Origin of the sequence: Moraxella sp. CTOTU46934, from assembly GCF_031979465.1 — a bacterium.
GTDB classification, from domain to species: domain Bacteria; phylum Pseudomonadota; class Gammaproteobacteria; order Pseudomonadales; family Moraxellaceae; genus Faucicola; species Faucicola tetraodonis.
This window is the reverse complement of record NZ_DALZEG010000004.1, coordinates 55,177-76,392: the sequence shown is the minus strand read 5'-3', so window position 1 is coordinate 76,392 and position 21,216 is coordinate 55,177. Positions and strand designations below refer to the sequence as shown.

At 43.9% G+C, this 21,216-nt stretch carries 18 protein-coding genes and 2 tRNA genes; 4 read left to right on the top strand and 16 right to left on the bottom strand.

Going from position 1 to position 21,216, the window contains the following annotated elements:
* Positions 1 to 191 precede the first annotated feature (191 nt).
* From pnp to tpiA, 14 genes are all read right to left on the bottom strand, one after another.
* Complete coding sequence (gene pnp / locus RTN07_RS05035) at positions 192 to 2,321, bottom strand: polyribonucleotide nucleotidyltransferase (protein ID WP_201665460.1); 2,130 nt, start codon at positions 2,319 to 2,321, stop codon at positions 192 to 194.
* 397 nt (positions 2,322 to 2,718) lie between these two features.
* A complete protein-coding gene (gene rpsO, locus RTN07_RS05030; protein WP_095356547.1) occupies positions 2,719 to 2,988 on the bottom strand; it encodes a 30S ribosomal protein S15 in 270 nt (89 codons plus the stop codon).
* 208 nt (positions 2,989 to 3,196) lie between these two features.
* A complete protein-coding gene (locus RTN07_RS05025) occupies positions 3,197 to 3,382 on the bottom strand; it encodes a hypothetical protein (RefSeq protein ID WP_076775876.1) in 186 nt (61 codons plus the stop codon).
* 47 nt (positions 3,383 to 3,429) lie between these two features.
* On the bottom strand, positions 3,430 to 3,954 hold the full coding sequence (locus RTN07_RS05020; protein ID WP_312176291.1) for a type 1 glutamine amidotransferase domain-containing protein: 525 nt from the start codon (positions 3,952 to 3,954) through the stop codon (positions 3,430 to 3,432).
* Between the two features lie 370 nt (positions 3,955 to 4,324).
* A complete protein-coding gene (truB, locus tag RTN07_RS05015) occupies positions 4,325 to 5,284 on the bottom strand; it encodes a tRNA pseudouridine(55) synthase TruB (protein ID WP_312176289.1) in 960 nt (319 codons plus the stop codon).
* A 20-nt stretch (positions 5,285 to 5,304) separates the two neighbouring features.
* Positions 5,305 to 6,321, bottom strand: coding sequence for an Lnb N-terminal periplasmic domain-containing protein (locus tag RTN07_RS05010; RefSeq protein WP_312176287.1), 1,017 nt, complete (start codon positions 6,319 to 6,321; stop codon positions 5,305 to 5,307).
* Positions 6,322 to 6,379: 58 nt separating this feature from the next.
* Positions 6,380 to 6,769, bottom strand: coding sequence for a ribosome-binding factor A (locus RTN07_RS05005; protein WP_007115084.1), 390 nt, complete (start codon positions 6,767 to 6,769; stop codon positions 6,380 to 6,382).
* A gap of 105 nt (positions 6,770 to 6,874) precedes the next feature.
* Positions 6,875 to 9,604 carry a translation initiation factor IF-2 gene (gene infB / locus RTN07_RS05000; RefSeq protein ID WP_076775868.1) on the bottom strand — a complete coding sequence of 910 codons (2,730 nt, stop codon included), beginning with the start codon at positions 9,602 to 9,604 and terminating at the stop codon, positions 6,875 to 6,877.
* Between the two features lie 13 nt (positions 9,605 to 9,617).
* Positions 9,618 to 11,099, bottom strand: coding sequence for a transcription termination factor NusA (gene nusA, locus RTN07_RS04995; RefSeq protein WP_007115082.1), 1,482 nt, complete (start codon positions 11,097 to 11,099; stop codon positions 9,618 to 9,620).
* Between the two features lie 117 nt (positions 11,100 to 11,216).
* Positions 11,217 to 11,726, bottom strand: a complete 510-nt coding sequence (rimP, locus tag RTN07_RS04990; protein WP_282841714.1) for a ribosome maturation factor RimP — start codon at positions 11,724 to 11,726, stop codon at positions 11,217 to 11,219.
* A 225-nt stretch (positions 11,727 to 11,951) separates the two neighbouring features.
* Positions 11,952 to 12,028, bottom strand: a tRNA-Met gene (locus RTN07_RS04985).
* A gap of 69 nt (positions 12,029 to 12,097) precedes the next feature.
* Positions 12,098 to 12,182 (bottom strand) — tRNA-Leu (locus RTN07_RS04980).
* A 109-nt stretch (positions 12,183 to 12,291) separates the two neighbouring features.
* Positions 12,292 to 12,597, bottom strand: coding sequence for a preprotein translocase subunit SecG (gene secG, locus RTN07_RS04975; protein WP_203172423.1), 306 nt, complete (start codon positions 12,595 to 12,597; stop codon positions 12,292 to 12,294).
* A gap of 90 nt (positions 12,598 to 12,687) precedes the next feature.
* Positions 12,688 to 13,512, bottom strand: a complete 825-nt coding sequence (gene tpiA / locus RTN07_RS04970; protein ID WP_312176283.1) for a triose-phosphate isomerase — start codon at positions 13,510 to 13,512, stop codon at positions 12,688 to 12,690.
* A gap of 392 nt (positions 13,513 to 13,904) precedes the next feature.
* On the opposite strand from tpiA, the gene pilB reads away from it, so the two are divergent.
* The 4 genes from pilB to coaE are packed head-to-tail and all read left to right on the top strand — an operon-like array spanning position 13,905 to position 18,425.
* On the top strand, positions 13,905 to 15,611 hold the full coding sequence (gene pilB / locus RTN07_RS04965; RefSeq protein ID WP_312176280.1) for a type IV-A pilus assembly ATPase PilB: 1,707 nt from the start codon (positions 13,905 to 13,907) through the stop codon (positions 15,609 to 15,611).
* 56 nt (positions 15,612 to 15,667) lie between these two features.
* Positions 15,668 to 16,891: a type II secretion system F family protein gene (locus RTN07_RS04960; protein WP_050324877.1), complete on the top strand. Its 1,224-nt coding sequence runs from the start codon at positions 15,668 to 15,670 to the stop codon at positions 16,889 to 16,891.
* 5 nt (positions 16,892 to 16,896) lie between these two features.
* Positions 16,897 to 17,772 (top strand): prepilin peptidase, encoded by an 876-nt coding sequence (locus tag RTN07_RS04955; protein ID WP_312176278.1) that lies wholly within the window; start codon positions 16,897 to 16,899, stop codon positions 17,770 to 17,772.
* Positions 17,769 to 18,425, top strand: coding sequence for a dephospho-CoA kinase (gene coaE, locus RTN07_RS04950; protein ID WP_312176276.1), 657 nt, complete (start codon positions 17,769 to 17,771; stop codon positions 18,423 to 18,425). Before RTN07_RS04955 ends, coaE begins: the two co-directional genes overlap by 4 nt.
* Positions 18,426 to 18,482: 57 nt before the next feature.
* Here coaE and RTN07_RS04945 read toward each other — a convergent pair whose 3' ends face one another.
* Together RTN07_RS04945 and RTN07_RS04940 are read right to left on the bottom strand one after the other, a co-directional pair.
* Positions 18,483 to 19,889: a nicotinate phosphoribosyltransferase gene (locus RTN07_RS04945; RefSeq protein WP_309592823.1), complete on the bottom strand. Its 1,407-nt coding sequence runs from the start codon at positions 19,887 to 19,889 to the stop codon at positions 18,483 to 18,485.
* 69 nt (positions 19,890 to 19,958) lie between these two features.
* Positions 19,959 to 21,062 (bottom strand): bifunctional nicotinamide-nucleotide adenylyltransferase/Nudix hydroxylase, encoded by a 1,104-nt coding sequence (locus RTN07_RS04940; protein ID WP_076775850.1) that lies wholly within the window; start codon positions 21,060 to 21,062, stop codon positions 19,959 to 19,961.
* Between the last annotated feature and the right edge of the window lie 154 nt (positions 21,063 to 21,216).

Sequence of the window (21,216 nt, the reverse complement as noted above, 5' to 3'; positions counted from 1 at the left end):
TGTCGCCATCGGCGTATTGCAAGTAGTAAATTGCCAACGCGGTCAAAACCTTCTTATTTCTTATTATCGGGCATTTTTTCTAATTACTGTAATGGTGTTTTCATAGCGTTTGCCAAAATTTATCCCAAAAAAAACCGCTTTACCTTAGAATAAAGCGGTTTTTAATTTTTAGCAACTAAACTTTAATAAAATTATTCAGCCGCTGGTGCTTCTTCTGTCGGTGCGATGGTTTGATCCACACCTTTCATGGTGAGTTTAATACGTCCACGGTTGTCGATGTCTTGAACCAGTACATTCACCGTTTGCCCTTCTTTTAGCACATCATTCACATTCTCGATACGCGCATCAGAGATTTGTGAGATATGCACAAGACCGTCAGTGTTAGGTAATACATTGACAAACGCACCAAACTCAACAATACGAGCCACTTTACCTGTATAAGTCTTGCCGACTTCTACCTCTGCCGTAATCGCCTCGATTTTAGCAATCGCGGCTTTGGTCGCGGCTTTGTTTTCACCAAAGATACGAATAGTACCATTGTCATCAATATCAATCACCGCGCCTGTTTCTTCAGTCAATTGGCGAATGGTTGCACCACCTTTACCAATCACGTCACGGATTTTTTCAGGGTCGATATCAATCACCGCAAAGTTTGGTGCATGGGCGTTGATTTCTTTACGGCTGGTTGAAATCACTTCATTCATCGCATTTAAAATATGGATACGACCCGCATGCGCTTGATGCAGGGCTTTTTCCATAATCTCTGGTGTAATACCTTCGATTTTGATATCCATTTGTAGGGCAGTCACGCCATTGGCAGAACCCGCGACTTTAAAGTCCATATCGCCTAGGTGGTCTTCATCACCCAAGATGTCAGACAGCACGGCAAAACGCTCGCCTTCTTTAACCAGACCCATTGCGATACCAGCAACCGGCGCTTTTAGTGGTACGCCGGCATCCATTAATGCCAGTGATGCGCCACAGACAGATGCCATTGATGATGAACCATTGGATTCGGTGATGTCAGATACGATACGAATCACGTATGGGAAACGGTCACTATCTGGCAGCATGGCTTGTACACCGCGGCGTGCTAGGCGACCATGACCGATTTCACGGCGTTTTGGACCGCTGTCACGACCCGTTTCGCCCACTGAGTAACTTGGGAAGTTATAATGCAGCATGAAGTGGTCTTGTTTGGTGCCCGCAAGGGTGTCAATCATGTTCACATCACGGCTGTTGCCAAGCGTGGTGGTAACGAGCGCTTGTGTCTCACCGCGCGTAAATAGCGCTGAACCATGCGTGTAAGGCAGTACGCCAACTTGGATGTCTAAAGCACGGACAGTTTGTAAGTCACGACCATCGATACGGGGTTTGCCAGACAAAATATTGTCACGGACCGTACGGTATTTTAGGGTTTCAAATAGCTCTTTGATTTGTGCCACGTTGTCGGCGTAGCCTTCGGCTTCTGCGTCACCGGCTAACGCTTCAATCGCTTGATTTTTGATTTCATCAAGGCGAGTATAACGGCTGGCTTTTTCGCTGATGGTATACGCTTCTGAAATCGCTGCAGCAAATTGATTTTGTAGGGCAGTTTCTAAGGCTTCGTTGACGGCAGGGGCAACGAATTGGGTTTTTTGTACGCCAACTTCTTTGGCAAATTCATTGATGGCATCAATCACGACTTGTTGCTGGGCGTGACCGTATAGTACCGCGCCAAGCATTTGGTCTTCTGATAATTCTTTGGCTTCAGATTCTACCATCAATACCGCAGACGACGTGCCTGCGACCACCAAATCGAGCGAGCTTTGTTTTAGTGCTTCGTGATTTGGGTTTAGCACATATTCATCGTTGATAAAACCGACACGTGCCGCACCAATCGGACCATTAAATGGCGCTGATGAAATTGCCAATGCCGCTGAAGTACCAATCATCGCTGCGATATCAGCATCTTGTTTTTTGTCTGACGAAATCACCGTGGCGGTCACTTGGATTTCGTTGAAGTAACCTTCTGGGAATAATGGACGAATCGGGCGATCAATGAGGCGTGAAGTCAAGGTTTCCATCTCAGATGGGCGACCTTCGCGTTTGCCATAGCCACCTGGGATTTTACCAGCAGCGTACATTTTTTCTTGGTAGTTGACGGTCAATGGGAAAAAGTTTTGACCCGCTTGCGCCTCGTCTTTTACCACAACAGCCACTAGCACAGAGACGCCGCCCATGTGGACGACCACTGAATTAGCTTGGCGTGCAATGCGACCTGTTTCTAACGTAACTTGTTGATTACCATATTGGAATTCTTTAGTAATGATATTAAACATAATGCGGTTTTATCCTTTGTGTGATGAAATAGGGCGATTTAAGTTTTAGTAATAGCCCCTAACGTTTGTGTTCTTTTCAAAAAATACAAACGTTAGAAGCAATCTACCAATTCGCTTGATAGCAGCCTTAAATCAGCCTAAATTAAAAAATACTTTAAAAAAAGTAAGTGTAAACTGCGATTGTGCAGGCACAATGCGTTGTCTATTTTACCTAGTTTTGTGGCGAATCACCACCTTTTAACTGCGCTTTAACCCCTAATAGCAAACGATGGGGAATGACTAAGCTAACAGCGAGGGTAAAAGTGAAAACAAAATTCGCTAAAAATATTGAACCCATAAAAAAGCGGCTACCCAAAAGCAGCCGCTGATTGAATAAAGCGAATAACGTGCTGATAAATTAGCGACGTAAGCCTAATTCGTTGATCAATGCAGTATAACGGTCTGCATCTTTACGTTTTAAGTAATCAAGTAACGTACGGCGTGAGTTAACCATACGAATCAAACCACGACGGCTGTGATGGTCAGCTTTGTGTGCTTTAAAGTGTGCTTGTAAGTCATTAATACGCGCCGTTAATAACGCCACTTGAACTTCTGGAGAACCTGTGTCATTTTCAGAGCGTTTGAATTTTGCGATTACATCTGCGCGGTCTTGGTTAGTCAACATAATGTTTTCCTAGCTTTTTTAGCATAAAATGAGAAGCCTAATCGGCTATCAGTCGAGTCGACTAGTGTAAAAAAATCAGGATAACCACGCTTCTCAGTAGTTAACCTTCAAAAAGGAGCATTATTTTACCAAATATTGACCAATAAAAAAACCCTAATTTGCATTAGGGTGTTGACTTTATTAAGGCTTTTAATAGATTTAAGCTTTCAACTTACTGATTGCCCGTAGGCTGTTTGGGTGTTTCGCTATGCAGACGGTCAAGCTGCTCTTGTGGCGCGGTGGTGAGCTTATCAGAAGTCACTTCGTCCGCATCATTAGGCGTTGTGTCAGCAACAAACGTCGCTTCGGGCGCTTTCTTTTCCATTTTTTCAAAATCTGTCATGGTGGTTGGTTGCATGGCAATCTCCTTTTTTTCTTACGTTATTGTTATATCAAAATCAAAGCTTATTTAGTCAATGCTTGGTCAATCGCTTCAGCAAAATCTGGAATATCTTCAGGTTGACGACTGGTAATCAAATTACCATCTATCACCACCGATTTGTCTTCAAATTGCGCACCGGCATTTTTTAGGTCAGTGGCAATGGTTTTATAAGCAGTTAATTTTTTACCACGGGCAATTTCGGTATCTGCAAAAATCCACGGTGCATGACAAATCGCTGCGACAGGTTTACCCGCACTCATAAATGCTTTTACCATCGCTTGGGCATCGGTATTCGCCCGCAACACATCGGCATTGGCACCACCCCCTGGTAATACAATGGCATCATAATCGGCTGCGTTGGCTTCACTAATTAATAAATCAGCGGTAAAGGTGTCAGCAGGGTCAGTATGATTAAGCGCGCGTACTTGTTTTTGTGGTTGTGTGGTGATTAAAGTGGTTTGGTGACCTTTAGCTTTAAGGAGGTCATTGGTTTGGGTATATTCAACTTGTTCAAAGTCGGTATCAAGTAAAATAGCAATCTTAGCCATGGTAATTATCCTATTATTTCATTATTTGAGTTAAAGAAAAAAATTGTTGTTGTTATCGATTCATCTGTAAGGTTAGCGCTTTATTTTGAGATTATTATTCGATTTTTCTATTTGATTTTTAATTTATTAATTATATAAAGTTCTCTAAATAAACCGCTGTATGGTCCTTTATTAGCAAAGCTTGCTAAGCAAAAAAACAAGTGAATCAATACCACTAAGAATAAAGAAATCGCAGGTTAAAAACTGCTAGCAAAGCGTCACGTTTTGTATCAATGCATAAAAAACGTACTCGCTTTGTGACATCACAGCGCTCATTGAGTAAATTATGTGAATACAGCAAAAAATTAGCAAGATGGATAGATTTTTTGACTTACTGTGGCGGGGTTAAATTAACCAGCTTCATTGGTTGTAAACGACCATTGGGTTCAAGTAGTCCTGTACCCAAAAATTGCTGCTGGTCGTCAAACAAGCGAAACGTTTGATTGGCGGTTAAGTTCATCTGCTGAGTTAACATGGTCGTCTTGACATTTAAGCGTTGACCCTGTTGAATGCGCTTTGATTGTCTATCGTCTAATACTAAGCTTGGTAGTGAGTGAACGCAGGCATCCACCGCTAATAGCTTATCAAACCGCGCTGCAACATCGAGCGCTGCAAAATCGGCTAATGGGATGGCATCGGCAATTTCAAAATCACCCGTGCGTATCCGTCTAAGTGCTGTTAGATGGCCTAGCGTGCCCAGCGCTTTGGCAATATCTTCAGCCAGCACGCGCACATAGGTTCCTTTGGAGCAAGTAACGGTTAATTGCAATTGTTGATCGGATAGGGGAGTAAGTGACAGCTCATAAATAGTGAGAGGACGTGCTGCTCGCTCCACTTCAATACCTTCACGAGCTAGTTCATACAGTTTTTTGCCGTCTTTTTTGAGCGCGGAGTACATGGGCGGCACCTGCATTATCTCACCCAAAAATTGCTTAATGACGCTTTGTAACATTGCTTGTGTCACATGCGGTACAGGGCTAGTGGCAATTATCTCACCCTCAGCATCCCCGGTATCAGTTTGCTCGCCGAGTTTGATAATGGCTTGATAAGATTTGACCGCATCGAGTTGATAATGGCTAAACTTGGTCGCTTCTCCCAAACAAATCGGCAGCAACCCTGTTGCCATTGGGTCAAGGGTACCGGTATGACCCGCTTTTTTACTGTCGTGCACATCAGATTTGAGCAAGTATTTGACTTTTGATACCACTTGCTGGGAAGTCATCCCTTGCGGTTTATCAATCAGTAAGACACCAGAGACGATGGATTTGGCTGTTTTTGGTTGGGTCATCATGTTGTGGATTTATCAATTCATTAAAAGTCGGTTCGAATCAGCTGCGAGTAATCTGCTGCGCTAATAGGATGGTTGACAGAATATGGCTTTGACTTAGGGTTAATGTGTGCGCGTTGTTGCCACTGTTGCAAGCTATAGCGGTTATCAATCAATTGCTGGTCATACAGATAACTGGGAATATAGCCTGATAACAGGATACGATAATCAAATGGCAAAGGTTGGATATCATCAATCAGCTCATAAATTGCCGTGGTACAGTTATTTACCAATGAATTATACCATGCCGGCTGCGTTTTTAAGGACTTGGCTTTCGCTAGATACGCAAGCAGCAACGCTTGAATATGGTCTTTTGGCATATTGATGGGATAAATATAAACATCTTCATGACGGATATTACTACGGGTGTAAATAATATCTTTTTCATCCGCAGCGATAATCACCAATTCAAACTTGCGAAAAAATCCACCCAGCGTACTAAATTGTTCATTGACTTCTTTGCGAATCTCGATAGATAACGCAAGCTGCTTTCCATCACTAAACCCAAAACTCACTAGCGTATGGGCAATGGCATCGCCCATCCAATAGGAGGCAATAAAATCGACAGTTTGCAGCTTTGCCAAGTCGTATTGTCTAGTTTCCCAGCGCGGCTGAAAATGGGTTTTATCTTGCCAATCAAAATTTCTAACGTTGCTAATGGTGAGTGTGTTGCCATCACTGTCAAGCCGATAGTCTAACATTTGGGCAACTTCAGGGTTCCAATCCCGCTCATTGCTAGCTGACATCGAAAAAAAACTGGCAATGGCAAGCGCCACCACCGCAAAAAAAATCAATAATAAAGACTGATGAGAAAGTGAGGATGAAAACAGGGTCGGTTTGATGATACTGACCAAAACAGTAAGGGTGAAAAATACCCATATGCTAATCAGTGCCAGACTGACATATCTGCCTAAGGGCTGATGCGTCCATACAAAAAACCCGACCCACAGGCTTGAGAGAATAATGACGATAAACTTAATGGTACCCCAAAGTAACTGCATTCAACATCCCTGTTAATGACTCAAAGTGACAAATAAGCTTATTATAGCCTGCAACGCATCAGTCGTCTGATGGCTGACCTTCGCTGCTTTGTACCGCTTTAGAAATGAGGTTCATCATATAGTTAGCGTTAGCTGTCACTTCATCATAGTGAAAGCGCAGACGTGGGGTAGTGCGGGTTTTTAGCAAATGACTGAGCTCAGTACGCAAAAAACCTGATGCTTTGTTGAGCACTTCTAAGCTCTCGGTATGATAATCTTTTGCCATGGCATCATCCATCGACTTTTCCATGATGGTGACATAAATATCAGCATAACCCAAGTCCGGGCTGATTTTGACACTAGAAATGGTCACAAACCCAGTCAAGCGTGGGTCGTTAATCTCGTCACGAATCAAAACCGCTAGGTCGCGCTGAATTTGATCGGCAAGACGTTGTAAACGTTGATTCATTGGTAATCCTTTTTATAGTAAAAAAAGGTCTAATTAACCTAGATTAATTAGACCCCTGGAAAGGTTGCTAATAGCAAGCTGGCAGTATTAGGTTGTCAGCTTAACTTATAAGGTACGTTTGACTTCATGAATTTCGAAGACTTCAATCTTATCGCCTTCTTTTACTTCATAACCTTTCACCGCTAGACCACACTCCATACCAGCGCGCACCTCATTAACATCCTCTTTGAAGCGACGTAATGATTGTAATTGACCCGTGAAAATAACTTGGTCATCACGCAATACCCGAATTGGCTTGTTACGGATGATATTACCTTCTGTCACCATACAACCGGCTGCATAACCAAAGCGACTAGAGTGGAAGACTTCACGTACTTCAGCGATACCCAAGATTTGCTCACGATGTTCTGGCGCAAGTAAACCGCTCATTGCTGCTTTCACATCATCAATCAACCCATAGATAACACTATAGTAGCGAATATCTAGGCCTGCTTCATCCGCTTTGCGTTTGGCGGCGCTATCAGCACGAACGTTGAAGCCTAATAATACCGCTTCACTTGATTCGGCGAGTACCACATCCGATTCGGTGATTGGACCGACACCCGATGAGATGACTTTAACTTTAACTTCATCGGTAGATAATTCATCAAGCGCGGTTAACAAGGCTTCTAGTGAACCTCGAACGTCAGTTTTAAGAATCAAATTAACGGAAGGTAGTTTGGCATCGCTCATTTGGTCAAACAAGTTTTCTAAGCGTGATTTGGCTTGACGTTCAAGCACTTTTTCACGCTCACGATCTGCGCGATATTCTGCAACTTCGCGCGCACGTTTCTCATCTGAGACCACCATAAACTCGCTACCAGCCGCTGGCGTATCAGGCAGACCTAGGATTTCAACAGGGATAGAAGGACCCGCTGAGGTAATTTTTTGACCGTTTTCATTGGTCATAGCACGGACACGACCATAATATTCGCCAGCAAGTACCAAGTCACCTTGATTTAAAGTACCTTGTTTAACCAGCAAACTGACCACGGCACCGCGACCTTTTTCAAGACGTGATTCAATCACCACACCTTGGGCTGCACCGTCAGTAGCGACTTCAAGTTCCATCACTTCTGCTTGTAGGTTAATCACTTCAAGCAGTTCATCAATACCTTGACCTGTTAACGCAGAGACTTTGACTACCGGTGTGTCACCGCCCCATTCTTCAGGAACGACTTCTTTGGTGGTCAGTTCGTTGAGCACGCGGTCTGGATCGGCACTGTCTTTATCCATCTTGTTGATAGCCACGATAATCGGGGTACCTGCGGCACGCGCATGGTCAATCGCCTCAGCGGTCTGTGGCATCATACCATCATCGGCTGCGACCACTAACACCACGATATCCGTCGCTTTGGCACCACGAGAACGCATCGCGGTAAATGCGGCGTGACCTGGGGTGTCTAAGAAAGTAATAACGCCTTGGTCAGTCTGCACATGATAAGCACCGATATGCTGAGTAATACCACCTGCTTCGCCCGATGCCACTTTACTTGAACGGATTTTATCCAGCAGGGACGTTTTACCATGGTCAACGTGACCCATGATGGTAACCACAGGCGGACGCGCTTGGACGTTGCTACTTTTCTCGCCAACCGCTTCACGTAGTGAATCTTCAACTTGCGTTGAGCTGACAAGCACTGGGTTATGACCCATTTCTTCAACAAGTAGGGCAGCGGTTTCTTGGTCGATGGATTCGTTTTCACGGACCAACTCGCCCATTTTCATTAACATTTTGACGACTTCGCGTACTTTGATTGCCATTTTTTGGGCAAGTTCAGACACCACGATGGTCTCACCGATTTCAACGTTATGCACGATTTTCTCAACCGGTTTTTCAAATTTGTGTCTATTGGCTTGCGATGATTTTAAGCCGCGACTACGGTTCTTAATCTCTTGCTCACCTTCATCGTCACGGCGACGACGACGGTTTTTGTTGGCAGTGCTTGCGGTGCCGCGTTTAATTTCACGGCGTTCTTGTTCAAATGAGTCTTCAAGCGCTGCGCCCACCAAACCTTCTGCCAATGGTTCATCTTTTTTGACAACCATCGTAGTTTCAGTATCGGTTTCGCTATATTTACTCGCCATTTGGCGCATTTGCTCAAGGGTACGCTGCTGAGCTTCTTCAGCGGCTTTACGGCGATTTTCTGATTCGATTTGACGTAAGCGTTCTTCTTCTGCTTCACGCGCTTTGCGTTCACTATCCGATTCTTTTTTCGGCGCAGGTTTTTTGTCAGCTTTTTTGACTTCGATTGCCGCGGTTTTGTTGCCTTTTTTCACTACCACACTGGTGGTTGTGTGCTCTTTGGCAGCTTGACTACCGCCACCTAGGTTAGCACGCATTGCTGCAAGGGTGGCTTGTTGACGCGCTTCAGCGGCTTGTTTGGCTTTGTCTTTTTCAGCTTGTTCTTGGGCGGCTTTTTCTTTTGCCAAACGCGCTTTTTCTTCAGCTTCTTTGGCCGCTGCTTCACGCAACGCTAGTTCTTCAGCGATTTTATTGGGATTTGGTTTATCAAATACCATTTTTTTGCGTACTTCAACATTGACACTTTTGGCTTTACCAGAAGTGCCTGTCACCCGCGCAGTAGAAGTGGTTTTGCTTTTTAAGCTAATGCGAGGTTTGTCATTTTGACCATGACTTTGTTGTAAAAAGCTGACCAGTTTTTGTTGTTCGCTATCGGTGACGATGTCATTGTCACCGCGCGCAGACAGCCCTGCCTTGACCAGTTGATTATTAATTGCTTCAACGGTCTTTTTGGTCATTGCTGCAAGTTCTTTTACGGTTTTATCTGCCATTCATACACCTTTTTTAATTAAACCATGATTCACGGGCTTTCATAATGAGCTCACCAGCGGTCTTTTCATCAAGACCTTCGATATCTTGGATATCAAAGATGGCTTGTTCGGCAAGGTCGTCGACGGTGATGACATCACGTTCGGCAAGCTTGTAGGCCCATGCTTGAGTCATGCCTTCAAGGTTTAGAAGCTCTTGGCTTGGCTCTTTAATATTTTGTTGTTTGACCAATTCATCGGCGATCACCGCCTCTTTGGCACGTTCTTGGATTGCGTCGATAGCGTCATCATCTAGCCCATCGATGTCATAGAAAGTCTCAGCAGGGACATACGCAACTTCTTCAAGTGAGGTAAATCCTATATCCACCAAGGCTTGTGCCAAATCTTCATCGACTTCAAGACGTGTGTAGAATAGGTCGCGATACACTTTGGTTTCTGATTCTTGTTGAGCATTGTACTCGTCTTCGAGCATCATGTTAAGACGATAGCCTGTTAATTCTGATGCAAGGCGCACGTTTTGACCTTGTGAGCCAATCGCACGGGCTAACTGATCGTTAGTGGCAAAGATGATATCTGCAGTTTTGGTATCTTCATCAAGAATAATACGATCAACATCCGCAGGTTCCAATGCGCTGATAATGTATTGCACTGCATCATCCGACCATACCACTACGTCGATACGCTCGCCCTCAAGCTCTTGTTGAACGGCTTGAATACGGGTGCCGCGCATACCAATACAAGCACCGACAGGGTCGATACGATGGTCATTGGTTTTGACTGAAATCTTAGCACGTAAGCCAGGCTGACGCGCAACATCACGAATTTCAATGATTTGCTCAGCAATCTCTGGTACTTCTTTTTGCATCAGTGCTGTCAGCATTTGTGGTGAGGTACGAGACAATACGAGCTGAGCACCACGGTTATCACGATTGACTTGCTCTAAAATCGCATTGATACGACCTTTAATGCGTAACTGCTCACGCGGCAACATTTTATCGCGGGGTAGATAGCCTTCGACATTATCGCCCAAATCAATGATATAACCATCGCGCGCCGGTTTTTTGACTTCACCCGTAATCATCTCGCCGATACGATGTTCAAACGCATCTGCCACCAGTGAACGTTCAGCTTCACGGATTTTTTGAATGATGACTTGTTTGGCTTGGGTAGCAGCAATACGACCAAATTCAATGGACTCGATTTGTTCTTCTTTGACGTCGCCGATTTTCCACTCGTTTTCATCCAAATCACTAATCGCTAGCTGACAGGCAGGCATTTCATGATCTTCATCTGCCACTACTGTCCAATAACGGTAAGTGTCATAGTCACCTGTTTTGCGATTGATATGCACGCGCACGGCAACTTCAGGCTGCTCACTATAAACTTTCTTTTTGGTCGATACCACCAAGGCTTGCTCAATCGCTTCAAAAATATCTTCAGGATTTAAGCCTTTTTCATTACTGACGGTTTCAACGACCGTTAAAATTTCTCGATTCATGTAATCACCTATAATTTAAGTCATTCTAGACTTTATTCTTTAAAATCTTGCTTTTAGCTAGAAAAAAGTTAGCTAGAAGACATAGCGTAAAAAAGGCGTTAACCCCAAATTTAAAAGCTAAAATTGGTAGACCAAATTGGCTTTATCAATATTATCAAGCTCGATGGTTAAAAGTTGGTCATTGGCTTGATTCTGTTCGGTTTTGACCGTCAACTGGCGCTCGTCAATATTGACCAATTCGCCTGTTACTTTACGGCGCTTATCACTACCTTGTCCAATCGCATGAATCAATCGTAAGCTGAGGGTTTGCCCCACATAGTCATGCAGCTGCTCAGCAGAAAAAAACGCGCGGTCCAAACCGGGTGAAGACACCTCAAGTAGATACTCGCCTGCAATCGGGTCGTGTAAGTCTAACACACCACCGACTTGGTGGGTGACCGCAGCACAGTCTTCAATGGTGACTTGTTTGCCTTCGGCACGGTCTTCAGGTAGGGCTTCAATATAAATACGAAGAAGAGAGCGTCGACCTTGTGGTACAAACTCAATACCCCACAAGCTCACATCACAGGCAGTTACTGCTGGCTCAATGATTTGGGTCAGTTCAGCAACTTTCGTTGATAGTTTCATGATATCCTTTAGAGTTGATTATTAACATCTTTGTTGATTTTAAAAGCTGATTTTAAAAATTGGCACATTACTAAAACGCAACCGCTAATTTAGCAAAACTTAAGTTTTTTCGAAACCAACAGATACAAAAAAACCCACAAACTAATTGGTGGGCTTTTAAATCAATAAAAGTGTGTCTAAATTGATTTTTCTAGTAATGATACCAAAGCAATGCTACTAGAAAAGTGGTAGCGGGGGCTGGATTTGAACCAACGACCTTCGGGTTATGAGCCCGACGAGCTACCAGACTGCTCCACCCCGCAACAATTTAGAGAGCGTATTATAGAGTGAGATATTAATCTTGTCAATAGTTATTTAAAATTAATTTTAGTTGGTGCGAATGGAGGGACTCGAACCCTCACACCTTGCGGCACTACCACCTCAAGGTAGCGTGTCTACCAATTCCACCACAATCGCAAAAAACCAAACTACTTTAACCAAGCTGTTTTTTTAAATAACAACACTCTAAAATAGACGCTGTATTCTAGGTCAAAACTACCAATAACGCAACATTTTTTTTAATAACTTATTTGGCAGGTGTAGGGCTTGCAGGCGCAGTATTAGTCGTTAGACTGGTATCAAGGGTACGACTAGATACCGATTGCTGTTTAGCAAATACTGCCAGTGTCATACTGGTGATAAAGAAAATTGCTGTTAAAACCGCCGTCAAGCGCGTCAAAAAATTGGCAGAGCCAGACGCACCAAATACGGTTGCCGAACCCCCTGCACCAAATGAAGCGCCCGCATCGGCACCTTTGCCATGTTGAACCAAAATCAGACCAATCATTGAAATCGCGACAATGATATGAACCACTAAAATTGCATTATACATACTTATCTCTACAAAACTTGATAGCACTGATGCCCAACAAGAACGCTGTCAGCGGCAAAAGTAAAAATTTTAAATGGGTGATATTTTACCTTAAATTTGGGCAAATGCTTGAATAATTTGTGTAAAGCCAGTCGCGTCAAGTGACGCCCCGCCTACCAACACCCCATTTACATTTGGGCATTGGGCGATTTCTGCAGCATTATCCGCTTTCACGCTGCCGCCATACAATATCGGTGTGGTCGCTAAAGAGGCATCGATGTCCGTTAAGGTGGTGTTGATAAAGGCATGAATGTTTTGTACTTCTTGTATGGTTGGGATTTTACCTGTACCAATCGCCCAAACGGGTTCATAAGCAATAATCAATCGCGATGCTAAGTTACCCAATTGGGTATTAGCAAATTCGGCGGCTAGTTGTTTAACTACCGTTAGTTGTGCTGATAGCACATCTTGGGTCTGATTTTGCTCGTACTGGTCTTGTGTTTCACCGATACAAAAAACAACGGTTAAATCATGTGCAAAGGCATGGCGAATTTTTTGGATTAAACAAGTGTCATCTTCATTAAAATATTGACGGCGTTCTGAATGTCCGACTAAAACGTAATTTACTTGAGCGTCTTTGAGCTGAGCACCCGAAACCTCCCCAGTAAACGCGCCTGTATCGGCGTGTTGTGCACATAAGTTTTGCGCAGCTAACCCAATGTTCAATGACCCATGTTGGATGGCTTGTTGTGTAGTCGCTAAATGAATAAAACTTGGCGCAATAACCACGTTACAGCTTTGCAGTGCATCTGCGGGTAGCTGCTGCTGTAAATCGGTCATGAGGGCTGTGACAGTCAGCTGTGTGCTAGGATTCATTTTCCAATTAGCAATCACCCAAGAATTCTGCCAATTTGCTACATAATCAGATGCTTTCATAATGTCCCTGTCAATTGAGGTAAATGGTTATCTATGAATTTGCAAAGTATAAATGTCAAGATAACATTAAAATATAAGTAACGCTATTTAACATATCGCGATTTAAAACTATCACGATTTAAAAATATTAGGCGTAAAATGGTAGGTATTATATAAGCAATTGCCGCGATTTGCCGAATAAATTATTGGGTCACGCAAGTGAGGGGTTTAAAGAAGGCATAAAGTATAAAACAGTTTTATGAAGGTTGATGGATAGAGATAAAATTCGATAACAAATTATTTATCGTTGAATTCACGGATTTGTCGAGAATGATTTGTTAATATATAAATGAATAGTTTACACTAGCAAACATTAGCCCATTTGAATCAATATTGAGTAAACGAGAAAAACGATGGCGGCATCACTTCCTAGTTTTGGTGGCATTGCATCGCGATTAGTGCATGAAGGACTAATTAACGAAGCGTCAATGCAAAAAGTATTGGCAGAATCGCAGCAACAAAAAACAAATTTAATCGCCTATGTGGTTGACAATAAGCTTGCGCAACCTGACGCGGTAGCATGGGTGATTTCGCGAGAATTTGGCGATCCCCTCATTGATTTGGATGCCATCAATGTCAACTATATTCCAAAAGAAGCGGTTGATGAAAAAATTATCCGCGAATTTAATATTCTGCCGATTTTCCAACGAGGTAGCCGCTTATTTGTTGCCATGAGCGACCCGACGCGGGTAGATGCTTTAGACGCGCTGCGTTTCGGTACAAGGTTTACTGTAGAAACAGTGGTCGCCGAGCACCACAAAATCAAATCACTCATCGAAAAAATCTTTACTACCACTAATTTAGCTGATTTTGATGATATGGAAGCGGTGGAGTTTGATGAAACCCGCGCCGATGACGACAGTAGTGCCACCAGTCATTTAGATGTCAATGATGAAGCGCCTGTCGTCAAGTTCGTTAATGGGATGCTCATCAAAGCCATTACCATGGGCGCCTCAGACTTACACTTTGAACCCTATGAAAAATCTTATCGCGTGCGTTTTCGTATTGATGGGGTGTTACAAAAAATGGCAAATCCACCGACGCAGCTAGCGGGTAAAATTGCTGCCCGCCTGAAAGTCATGTCACAAATGGACATCTCTGAACGCCGCGTGCCGCAAGATGGTCGTATCAAATTAAAAATTTCCAAGGATAAGGCGATTGATTTTCGTGTCAACTCACTGCCAACCTTATTTGGTGAAAAAATCGTATTGCGTATTTTAGATCCATCATCAGCGATGCTAGGTATTGATGCACTTGGCTATGAGCCGGACCAAAAGCAGCTATTTATGGATGCGCTGGCAAAACCGCAAGGGATGTTATTGATTACCGGCCCTACTGGTTCGGGTAAAACCGTCTCCTTGTATACGGGGCTTAATATCTTAAACACAGTTGAGACCAATATCTCCACCGCAGAAGATCCCGTTGAAATTAACCTTGAAGGCATTAATCAGGTCAATGTGAACAATAAAGTTGGCTTGACCTTTGCCAGTGCGCTCAAATCATTCTTGCGTCAAGACCCTGATATTGTGATGGTCGGTGAGATTCGTGACTTGGAAACGGCGGAAATTGCTGTCAAAGCTGCCCAAACAGGGCATATGGTACTGTCAACCTTGCATACCAACTCAGCGCCAGAAACCTTAACGCGTCTGCGGAATATGGGTGTGGCATCTTTCAACATTGCCACCTCAGTCAATTTGGTAATCGCACAGCGCTTAGCACGTCGCCTATGTAAATCCTGCAAAAAACCGACAGATGTACCAAAAAATAGCTTGCTTGAAATGGGCTTTACTGAAGAAGATTTGGCAGATCCCAGCAATGTCATTTATGAGCCCGTTGGCTGCGCTGAATGCCGTGATGGCTATAAAGGACGTGTTGGTATTTATGAAGTGATGAAGGTAACACCAGAGATTGCCCGAATTATTATGGAAGACGGCAACGCTATTGAGATTAAAGGCGCTGCTTTAAAGCAAGGGTTTAGGGATTTAAGGCGCTCAGGTATTTTAAAGGTTCTAAAAGGCACGACCAGTATCCAAGAGATGTATCGTGTTACTAGCGAATAGTGCGTTTTTTATCCGTCTTTATTGAAGATTAGTTGAGATAGTAAGGGGTTAAGGGTATGGCAAAAGTCCAAACAGAAATGTTATTAGACTTTGTCTATGATGGGGTGAATCGCCGTGGCGAGAAAGTTAAAGGCGAAACCACTAGCCGCAATATTGAGCTGGCAAAGGCGCAACTACGTAAGCAGGGCATCCAAGTCAAGACGATTAAGAAAAAACCTAAGCCTATTTTTCAAATGAAAAAAAGCATCAAGGCAATCGATATTGCTATCTTTGTGCGGCAGTTGGCTACGATGATGAAAGCGGGCGTCCCCCTTACTCAGTCGTTTGAGATCGTTGCAGATGCGCTCGATAACCCCTCAATGAAAGAGTTGGTGCTTAGTGTCAAGTCAGAAGTGGAATCAGGAAGCACCTTTGCTGCAGCGCTGCGCAAACATCCCAGATATTTTGATGACCTGTTTTGTTCATTAGTAGAGGCAGGTGAGCAATCAGGTGCGCTGGAAACCATGCTTGAGCGTGTCGCGACGTATAAGGAAAAAAGTGAGCTACTAAAAGCAAAAATTAAAAAAGCCTTGAAATACCCGATTGCGGTTATCGTGGTTGCGATTATCGTTACCATTATTTTGCTGGTCAAAGTGGTACCGGTGTTTGCTGATTTATTCAATTCATTTGGTGCAGAGTTACCCGCGTTTACCCGGATGGTAGTCAGTATGTCCGAGTGGATGCAAAAATGGTGGTGGTTATTGCTATTTAGCATTGCAGGCGCTGTTGTTGGCTTTTCTGAAGCTAAAAAACGTAGCAAGCCCTTTAATGATTTTTTAGACCGACTTACCTTAAAATTGCCAATCTTTGGCAATATTGCTTATCAAGCGGTGGTTGCCCGTTTTTCCCGCACTTTATCTACCACTTTTGCCGCAGGTGTGCCGCTGATTGATGCGTTAGATTCAACCGCTGGAGCAACCAATAATGTGGTATTTTATAATGCCACGCAAAAAATTAAAGGCGATGTTGCGACGGGTCAACAGCTGCAGTTTTCGATGCGTTCTACCAATCTTTTTCCGAGTATGGCTATCCAAATGGTCGGTATTGGTGAGGAATCAGGTAGTCTAGAGGAGATGCTTGATAAAGTGGCGACTTATTATGAAAACGAAGTAGATAACGCCGTAGATGGGTTAACAAGCCTGATGGAACCGATGATTATGGCGGTTTTGGGGGTACTGGTAGGGGGTCTGGTGATTGCCATGTATCTACCAATCTTCCAAATGGGCTCGGTGGTGGGCTAGATACGATGGGGATTTTTTCAGATTTTATTTTGTTACTACAACAGTCGCAATGGCTGACGTTGATTATGGTATCAATCTTGGGCTTGTGTGTGGGTAGTTTTTTAAATGTGGTGATTTATCGCACGCCTTTGATGATGGAGCAGCAGTGGAAGAACGAATGCCAGCTATTGCTTCATCCAGAAAGCGTTATTGACAATCATGAATCGATGACCTTAAGCCGTCCTGCTTCTCGTTGCCCGCATTGTGGGCATTCAATACGTTGGTTTGAAAATATGCCTGTTGTTAGTTGGCTACTGTTAAAAGGAAAATGTAGTCAGTGTCATCACGCCATTAGTTATCGCTATCCGCTTGTGGAAATCATCACCGCTATTTTGTCTGTGTTGGTGGTGATGAAATTTGGTGTTACTTGGCAAGCGCTGGCAGGATTAGCACTCACATGGACATTAGTTGCTTTAACAGGCATTGATTTTGATACCCAATTGTTACCTGACCGATTGACATTGCCGTTAGCGGGACTGGGCTTATTTGTCAATGCCTTTGGCTTATTTGTTAGCCCCACAGCGGCTATTTTTGGCTATGTGTTTGGGTTTTTATGCCTGTGGATTGTCTACCAACTGTTTTTGCTGATTACGGGCAAGCACGGGATGGGGCATGGCGATTTTAAATTATTAGCGGCTTTGGGGGCTTGGCTAGGGCCTTTGATGCTACCCTTAGTTGTGCTTTTATCGGCGTTTGTCGGCTCGGTTGTGGGTGTGATATTGATGAAGCGCTCAGGTGAAAGCAAACCTTTTGCTTTTGGACCTTATATCGCGATTGCCGGCATGATAGCACTTTTGTATGGGCAATCAATAATGTCGTGGTATCTAGGTAAAATGTCATGACGTCATTTATGGGTCAATTATCCGTGAATCAGGGAGGGATTGCTATGTTGGTAGTGGGGCTTACAGGTGGCATCGGTAGTGGTAAATCACAAGTGAGCCGTTGGTTTGCTGAGCATGGAATTGTCACTATTGATGCAGATGTATTGGCACGTGAAGTCGTTGCCAAAGGTACGCCAACGCTAAAAAAAATTGTCGCCAAATTTGGTGATTGGGTGATTGATGAGGCAGGTGAACTTAATCGCCGTGCCATGCGAGAGCATGTATTTGGTAGCGCGCAAGCGTTAATGGATTTGGAACAAATCACCCATCCTGCCATTCGCAGCCGTGCCAAAGAATTACTAGCAACTGCCCAGTCGCCCTATGTAATTTTGGTAGCACCCTTACTGTTAGAAGCCTCCGAAGCGGGATTAGCCAATCTGTGTGAGCGAGTCTTGGTGGTTGATAGTCATGAATCCTTGCAGATTGAGCGCGCCAGTCAACGCGATGGTCAAACACCTGAACGTATTCAAAATATCATGGCAAATCAACTGTCGCGTCATGACAGGCTCAGGCAAGCTGATGACATTGTCGACAACAATGGTAGCTTAGACGATTTGTATTTAAAACTTGAACAGTTGCACCAAAAATATTTGGCAATGGCAGGGGTTAATTAGCTTTAACGATAAAAAGCCGTCTGATTAAGACGGCTGTTAAGATTGCGACAAGTTAAATTATGATTTTACCGATGAGCGTTGACGAATCGCGGTTAGCGTATCATCAACTAGTAAATCACCGTTCAAAAATACATCCTGCAACAAATTATTTTGCTCAGCAAGCTCATCTTCACGCAGCGTCATATAACTACCCTGACGTTTGACCAAGGCTAAACGCCCGCGTTTGCTGCGTTTGCTCACACTGGTAATTGGGTCTTTATACACGTCTCGCCAAAAACCGTCCACCCGTGCGCTGCTGGTCTTCATGGCAAAATTCAAGGTATCGCGGTTGACTTGTTGCAGTAGTCCGCCACCCATCCCAAAGGTGATATTGTCACTACTAAAACCGGCTTTAATCACCGCATCAATAATCTTACCCATGCTGGTGGGATTAATACCATCCCCTTGGATGAGTCGCACATAGCTCGGCAGTAATTTATAGCCTTTTGAGTTGGTGGTGGTACCAAATTTTGCTGCAAGGCGCTGCAAGGCTTCACGCACCACTTTAATCGGATCGCCACTATCAGGACGAATGACCAACGTGCCGCCTGTTTGCGATACTTTTTCTTTTAGCTCACCACCCCAAATATTATCGATGGCATTCCATAAATCGTAGCTATCACTCACCACCGCAAAGGTTTTACCTTCACCACCAAATTTGGCAATCATATTGCCATAGGCGTCCGCCTCATGCTCACGTCCCCAAGTGGTCATGGTGCTATGCTCTGCTGCGGGAATGGAAAAAGCCGTCATGTCATTTTGCATACCATACCAACGATTGGCAGCCACAATCGCGCTTAAGGTATCCGTACCGGAAAAATTCACGAGGTGCGCAAGAGCACCAAGCGCAGCCGATTCAAGGCTAGACACACCACGGGCACCAAAATCATGCAATTTAAACGGTAGATTATTTAAGTTATCGGCAGATTTTTCCAAGCCTGCTTTGATGATTTGTTTACAATAATAAGAAAGGCTTGCCACAGTGCTAGGATACCAAATAGCGCGCAATAGCGTGGTTTCGATATAGCTCGTCAACCAGTAAAACTCAGGGTCGGTATTCACCACCTGACACAATACTTGACCCGTTGGTACCACCATACCCTCTGGTATCGCTTGAATGCGAAGTGGTAATAGACCGCCATGTTTGGCGACTAATTGTCGCCAGCCTGCTTCATTAAATGGTACGCCATGAGCAGCAAGTAGCACTTTGGCTTCATCTATATCAGCGTCGGTAATGGCTTTGGTAAGATACTGTTTTAAAAAAGCTTGTAGACCAAAAAATAGCACATTTTCAAAGTTACTATTGCCGCCACGCGCTTCAATATAGCTAGATACGTACTCGGTATTTGGCGGGTACTGCAGCCAATGCGACGTCTTATAGCTATCGGTATTTAAAATAAAATTGTCAAAATTTTGACTAAACATCACAGAACTCCTCTGGTGATTGCTTGCGCAGGTTAAAACCAAACCGTCTATCAGTTTGGCAGGAAAAAATCAGAGACCTACCATTTTACAAATAATGGCATAATGGTCTTCAAACAGTTTATCGGCTTTTAATTCAGCCAAGGGTAGCCAAAACGCTTTTTTGGCATCATCGCCACCTTTCACCGATGGTAAGCCTTTGGGGTCGTTTTTGAGCACAAAGTAAAACGCTTGGGTGATGGTACGACCACGAGCGGAGCGATACGGGTCATCAAAGGTGTGTTGACTATGGCGCGAGCCGCGCAGAACCGCTTCAGGCACTTTTAACCGTGTCTCCTCACGTAGCTCACGAATACAGGCGTCAAATAGCGTCTCTTTAGGGTCGATAAAGCCACCAGGCAATGCCCATAGCCCTTGACCTGGCATACCACGACGCTCCACCAATAAGATGTGTCCTGATTGAATGACCACGGCATCAACGGTCATAAAGGTGGGTGGGTAGGGGCTTGATTCCCATTGTTTTTTGTATTTATCAATGAAGCCAGCCTCTTCGTGTAGGCGTTTATATGCTTCGGTCTTTTTAAATGCCTTCATGACATCGGCTGTCGATTGCGGTACCGTATCGGTTAACGGATCGGCACCCAGCAAAAAGCCTTCGCGGATTGGCGTGGCAGACAACTCATGAAAATTCGGCACCGCCACCGACTGCCAATTTGGAAAAAGTGACAAGTAATACGATGAGCTGTCTTTTGAATGTCCAATCAGACCAATATTGGCGTTTAAATCGCCGGTAACCGACTTCACGCACTGCTGCACGTATTGAAGCCATTTTGTGTCATTGTATAAGGCATCATCCAAACCGACACAATGTATGCGTTTGGCATCTTTTTTGTCAAAGGCGCCCAAAATCATTTGGGTACGCGCTTCGACGCTAAAGCTATTGCGGATACTACTTGGCAAATTGGCAGAGCCAATGAGCATAATCACATTTTCAGCAAGCTTTAATGCTTCATCGACAACCGATTTATGACCTAAGTGAAACGGCTGAAAACGCCCGATAAATACCAAATAATCATATTGATAACCTTTTTTATTTTTGGGTGTGCTAAAACGCCCTTTATCCTCGTTAAAGTCGTTTTTAGTAACCGTGATAGTGTCTGTCGTTTTATTTGGCATGACGCAAACTCCTTGCGAATGATAACGCCCTCGGTCTATCCAATAGCGTTTTGGTGATAAAGTTCGGTGATAAAGCATGTTTTTTTAACTATCTTGCCTAAACTTTCAAACAATGCCAAGTTATTTTTGGTTAAAGATTTTTGGTTAAAGATAA